The 6,079-nt window shown below is 35.2% G+C and carries 5 protein-coding genes and 2 pseudogenes; 1 reads left to right on the top strand and 6 read right to left on the bottom strand.

What is annotated here, in order from left to right; all coding sequences use genetic code 11:
- A partial coding sequence (locus NSS74_RS26800) for a CsxC family protein (RefSeq protein ID WP_340814674.1) occupies nucleotides 1–484 on the top strand: 484 nt, incomplete at its 5' end.
- A 186-nt stretch (nucleotides 485–670) separates the two neighbouring features.
- On the opposite strand, the gene NSS74_RS26795 is transcribed toward NSS74_RS26800, so the two are convergent.
- The 6 genes and pseudogenes from NSS74_RS26795 to NSS74_RS26770 all read right to left on the bottom strand — a co-directional run bounded on the left by NSS74_RS26795 (nucleotide 671) and on the right by NSS74_RS26770 (nucleotide 6,049).
- Nucleotides 671–2,485 (bottom strand): acyltransferase family protein, encoded by a 1,815-nt coding sequence (locus tag NSS74_RS26795; protein WP_002144159.1) that lies wholly within the window; start codon nucleotides 2,483–2,485, stop codon nucleotides 671–673.
- Between the two features lie 226 nt (nucleotides 2,486–2,711).
- Nucleotides 2,712–3,041: a hypothetical protein gene (locus NSS74_RS28040; protein ID WP_040963195.1), complete on the bottom strand. Its 330-nt coding sequence runs from the start codon at nucleotides 3,039–3,041 to the stop codon at nucleotides 2,712–2,714.
- Between the two features lie 171 nt (nucleotides 3,042–3,212).
- A pseudogene (locus tag NSS74_RS26785) lies at nucleotides 3,213–3,554 on the bottom strand (hypothetical protein); the annotation flags it as partial.
- Nucleotides 3,555–3,793: 239 nt separating this feature from the next.
- The gene (locus NSS74_RS26780; protein WP_340814672.1) at nucleotides 3,794–4,876 is read right to left on the bottom strand and encodes an LVIVD repeat-containing protein; all 1,083 of its coding nucleotides are present in this window, start codon (nucleotides 4,874–4,876) and stop codon (nucleotides 3,794–3,796) included.
- A 153-nt stretch (nucleotides 4,877–5,029) separates the two neighbouring features.
- A pseudogene (locus NSS74_RS26775) lies at nucleotides 5,030–5,423 on the bottom strand (restriction endonuclease); the annotation flags it as partial.
- A gap of 122 nt (nucleotides 5,424–5,545) precedes the next feature.
- Nucleotides 5,546–6,049, bottom strand: coding sequence for a DM13 domain-containing protein (locus NSS74_RS26770; RefSeq protein WP_002144163.1), 504 nt, complete (start codon nucleotides 6,047–6,049; stop codon nucleotides 5,546–5,548).
- Nucleotides 6,050–6,079: the final 30 nt, after the last annotated feature.

Below are 6,079 nucleotides of genomic sequence, written 5' to 3'. Positions count from 1 at the left end.
CGTATTTTTAACACAATGTAAGTTAGTTCCTGTAGCATTTACTCCAATACCAGGTACAAATTACCGCCAAGTTACAAGAGCTAAATTATTTGTACAAGGATATATTCGTAAAAATATTGAATATGCAAGTGATGATTGTAATGGAGTTCTATATGACCGCATTGCAAATGTTCCATTTTCTGGTTTTGCAGATTTAACAGCAGCTGATTTTCTATCTCTTGCTATAGTAGCTTCTTCCTCAGACACTACATCTCATTTTATTAATCCGAAAAACGGTGATTTACCACGTTTAGACAAATATTTCTTCGAAAATACAGTTTTTTATAACGAACAACCATATTGCGAATTAGTCAGCGCTCAATTTTTCGAATTAGACTTTTCCCCTTGTCCAACAGATTTAAACGAGCCATTTGATACTCTTCGCGAAAAAATTGTACTAGATCTTACTTTAAAAGTTTTACAAGTACAACAAGTACAAGTTTAGGTATGATTACTTTATTTCCAAAAACTAAGGGTTTTGAAATCTTTTTATAAAAAATAAAAAAGGTAAAGGGACCAATATGTCCCTTCACCTTTTCCTATACATGCATTGCTAATTTAAATTCAATCCATGTGCCTTGAGTCAAGTTTATGTTTGTAAATCTTTGCACCAGAGTCGTTTCCGAACCCCCTATTGATTCACTTCTTTTGCTACAAGAGCAGCATAAGCTTCTGCACCTATTTTCGTTAAATGTACGCCATCTGGTTCAAAGTACGCCTTATTTCCAGCACTTGCTGAATACCAATCAACTAACACCACATTTTTGTAAGATGATGCTGCTTCTTTTAGCTTCTCATTCACCAACGATTCCCACGGACGTGGTACCCTCGTATTGATTAATATAATTTTACGTTCATTCCCGATTACTTCTATTAATGATGCTAATTGCTCCTTGGTAAAGGCTCCATTTGTACCTAATCCAATAATGACATTACTTCCTAAATTCCCCTCATTCTTTAGCTGTTCCACAGCAGGGATTGCCTGTGACATTTGCCGTCCTATTTTCGCATCAATCCTAATATTAGGAAAAGTATTTTTTAAATACGGAGCAATATCAATCATGATTGAGTCCCCTACAGCTGTAACTGTTAGAGGATCTTTAGGCTGTGCGGGGTTCTCTTCTTTTTGTTCTTCTTTATTCTGAGGTGGTTCATCGGCTGGTTTTTCCCAAACTGCAACTGGATGTTTAGCCTGTTCTTCTTGCACTGCTTCCACCTTATCTTTTTGAGTATTCTCCTTTGCTTTACTAGCTGTTGTTAATCCAAAAGTAGCTATCGAAGAAATGAATACTGCACATATTAAAACTAACTTACCACTTAAAGTTAAGTTTCTTATTTTCAAGTTCTTAATCCGAATATTCTTCAATGCGCCTTTTCGGATTGGATTTTCAATAAACTTCCACGAAATTTGTGCAACAATTATAATAAGAAGAAATTGAAGAATGGCTCTTGTAAACGAAAACTCCCCAGTATTTACCTTCGGAGTCGTCAATGTAATAATCGGATAATGCAAAAGATATATCCCATATGATCGTACGCCCATCCAACGCAGTGGTCTAAATCTCAAAAATTGTGCGATTCTGCTAGCTGGATGAGCGAGGTTAGCGACTAACAAGGCAGTAGCAATTGATAAAAGAACCATTCCCCCACGGTATAGAAACGGCTCATATTGATTCGTCTTCCAAAACATAGTGAGAATGATGATAAGAGCAACTCCCCCAATGATATCAAGAATAAGACGTGCTTGCGGAATAATTTTACTCGCAAGCCTACTGCTTGGCCAAATTAAGGCAAGTGCCGCTCCAATTAGTAAAGAAAAAGCCCGTGTATCAGTACCGTAATAAATTCTACTCGGGTCAGTGCCTGGCTCATATAGGATTGCCATTGCTAAAGCGGAAGCAATCGCTCCTAGACAAATAAATAAGATCATGCGTGATTGTTTTTTTATGTAATAAAACCCCAAACTAATGACAAATGGCCAGACCACATAAAATTGTTCCTCAACAGCTAACGACCAAAAGTGATTTAGCGGGGAAAGCTGACTAAAGCTATCAAAATAAGATAATTTATGATAAATATACCACCAATTACTAAAATATAATAAAGCAGCTAGTGAGTCTCCTCGCATTTTTACAAGTAAAGAACTATGAAAAATTGTAATCCATGCTAAGGTGACGATGAGCATGATAAGCATTCCAGGAAGTAATCTCCTTGCCCTACTGAGCCAGAATTTCTTCAAATCAATTCTCTTATTATTTTTCCATTCTATAGCCAGAATATCTGTAATTAAATAACCGGAAAGTACAAAAAATACAGTGACACCTAAAAATCCACCGGGCATCCAATTAAAATTGATATGATACAAAATAACACCTAGTATGGCTAGGCCCCTTAGACTGTCCAATCCAACCATATAGCGACTATTTTTCTTTAATGGTTCGGGCATTCGCAGTCACCCCCTATATTCATCTGAAAATTCTGCAAATACTTTTACTATAAAAACCTATTAATTTCATTCCCTCTAAAAAGTATGAACTATTTCCAAAATATAAAGATTACAAAAAGATTACAAAACTCATTAACAAATAAACTTACTTTTTATGATTAGATACACAGCGACTAGAATTTTATCACGTTATCTAGTTTCATAAAATAATTTTATACATAAACCTTTAGGTTCTGGTGCAAATATAATCAAATTTGAAAAAAGGGCAATAGATTTTGTTAGGAATCCACTTCCCCTGTCTAGAACCACCCTGGTAAGGTATCACCTTATCTATCATGGGAGAATCTTGATACACATCTTTGTTTATATCTGAAGTAATGTGTTTTCTATCACTTGGTATGTTGGTGCCTGGTTCCCTTTCCGGAAACAAAGATATATTACTAATCTCTAATTCTTTTGAACCGCTTGGCACATCTTTTAAAACAGTAGCGTTATAATAATCAAATTCTCTTCCTGTTTCCCAGCTTCCATCACCATAGAAACTAATTCTCCCCAATCCTTGTAACTTCGCTTTAAAGGTTGCGGAAATATAATCATTATTTGGAACGTTTAATCACTTAAAAACAGCAATAGAACTTTCTCTTACCGTATAGGGATATAAGACTCGATTCCCTCCTAATCTTGTATCAAATACTTTGTATCCACTAGTACCTGTACCATTTGGATAAAAGGCTTCTTCTACATAGGCTTTAGCTGTATTTAAGGATTCTGAAGTACTGTTTACCATCTTATAAGTTAAAGCTTTCACTTCTTCTTCCGTTTCAAATCGGTAAGGGAAAGTACATTCTCCCTCTCCAATTTTTTCGTAAATAATCTCTTTTGTGCCATTTATATAAATATCGGTTACGTCCTTATCCTCTTGCAAAGGCTCTATAATCCCAGATCCCAAAATATCGTCACATACCATGTTTAATAACTGATCCGAAGGTACATCTGTGATAACAACTTGATAACTTAACAAGAAGTTTTTAATGATGGTTTCTACAGGGGATCTCTTCTCTTTATTCATAAAGGATTCACTTAAAATATCACGATGATTTTTCACTAAAAATACATCTGTTTTTTTCTATTCCAAAGTACATTTTCCACAAAATAAAAAGCCTTAAAAACGTTGTCATATCAAGGTTTCCAAGTTGTTACCCACCTCTAATACATGAAACAAAAGTTCCTTCAAAAGATTTGAAGGAACTTTTGTTTAAATAAATATAGCTATGATTATCAATAGTTATGTCGCTGTAATAGAATTTACTAACCGAATAACGAAAAAATGATTAATCCAGCAGGACTACTTAAATTTCCTGCATTAAACTCTCCAACACGTACTGGAGCTATCGGATTCAAAATATCATAAATTTCTACCGTATTATCATTAAAATTTGCTACATAAAGAGTGGTTCCTGTAATAGCTAACCCACCAGGTTCACTTAAATTTCCACCATTAAACTCTCCAACATGTACTGGAGCTATCGGATTCAAAATATCATAAATTTCTACCGTATCATCATTAAAATTTGTTACATAAAGAGTGGTTCCTGTAATTTCCAATCCAGTAGGACCACTTAAATTTCCACCATTAAACTCTCCGACACGTACTGGAATTATCGGATTAGAAATATTATAAATTTCTACCGTGTTATCTCCACTATTTGCTACATAAAGAGTGGTTCCCGTAATAGCTAATTCAACAGGTGCATTTAAATTACCACCATTAAACTCCCCTACACGCACTGGAACTGTCGGATTCAATATATTATAAATTTCTACCGTGTTATCTCCATTATTTGCTACATAAAGAGTGGTTCCTGTGATAACCACTCCTATAGGTTCACTTAAATCGCCACCATTAAACTCTCCAATACGTATTGGAGCTGTCGGATTGGAAAGATTATAAATTTCTACCGTGTCATCTCCATTATTTGTTACATAAAGAGTGGTTCCTGTAATAGCTAATCCAGCAGGATTAGCTAAATTCCCACCATTAAACTCTCCAATACGTACTGGAAATATTGGATTGAAAATATCATAAATTTCTACCGTATTTTCATTAAAATTTGCTACATAAAGAAATTTAAGACTCACAGTTGGACCTGGTCCAGTTGGGCCTGTTATACCTGTTGCTCCCGTTGGACCGGTTGGGCCTGTTATACCCGTTACTCCCGTTGGACCGGTTGGGCCTGTTGGGCCTGTTATACCTGTTTCTCCCGTTGGACCGGTTGGTACAGAAATTGGTGAAATCGGTGGCAATGTAGGCCCTACCAAGTTAGGATCAAATGAACTTGCAGATAGATTTACATTAGAGTTTAATCCGTACCATTTATTTTTCCTCTCCATATATCCCCCCCTAAAAACACACATTCCCCACGTAATGCCAGTATTAGACAAAGTATTATTTTCTCTACAAAGATATGATATATAGAAGATGTACTATTCCCTTCATAGATTTTTCACTCTAATGAATGTATATCTAATAATTAACCTGCCAAGTTAATTATTAGGAAGACTCACTACATATTGAGTTATGAGATGACCTTCAATGAATTCCATGTAAATTTCAGCTAGTCGAGATCCATCAATTAGCTCTACAATTAATTCTTTCGCATACCGTTTGGCGTTTTTCGAAAAACCACCGGTTGAAACGGCATATCCACGTTTTGCAATATTACTGTGTACAAGTGCGATGGCTTTGTAAGACATATCACTTCACTTAGCCAAGGTATAAATCACCATTTAAACGATTTTCAAAATCTACACCATAATCTCCCAATGCTATTGTTACAACAGTTGTACCGCCGTGATATCGTTCAATCACATCTGCAACTAATGCTTCGAATTCTAATAGTGTTTGGCGAATAAAAACAGACGGAAATTTTTCATTTTCTTATGGATTCTGGTGCAAAAACGTACAATGAATTACAACAATTACTAACGATTGCATAAAATCCATCTGCAATCATACCAACTTTTTATCTGTCAAGAAACTTTGCAAAAGAACCTTCGTGCTTACTTTTTAAAATAAGCAGCACCAAAGTTTTCATTAAATCTCTTACACCAAACAGAAACCGAACCATATGTACTTACATCTATCCCTTCAGGAATTTCATAGTTTTGGTTGCCTTTGTTTCCCTTTAATTTTCCTAATTCAATATACTGATGATTTTTAACATCTTCATTATTTTTCAAACGATCTGTAGGAACTAATACTACTCGCACATCTGGCCCGTTAGATGTTGAAAAATTAGAAAGTCGTAAAATGCGTTTTCCATCCGCTAATTGATGGATTGTTGCTGTTCCAGTTGTTTCATGGACACCGTTTTGAAACTGACCTGCACTTATAACTTGAACTTGATCCTGAACTTGTTTTGTTTTCATTGATTGCATTTCCGTCTGTGGCAATGTTTCATTCACTTTCTTATCAATAAATAATTTCTCCGGTCGGAACAAAGACCATAAAATTAACACGAGAATTATGGAACCACCTATAAGCCATACATATTTTCTTTTCATAAAGTAAAAAAACCTCCTGTAACATACTGT

The organism is Bacillus sp. FSL E2-8868, assembly GCF_038005505.1.
Lineage (GTDB): Bacteria > Bacillota > Bacilli > Bacillales > Bacillaceae_G > Bacillus_A > Bacillus_A mycoides.
Note: the sequence above shows the minus strand (reverse complement) of the source record. Positions and strands in the feature narration are given on the sequence as shown.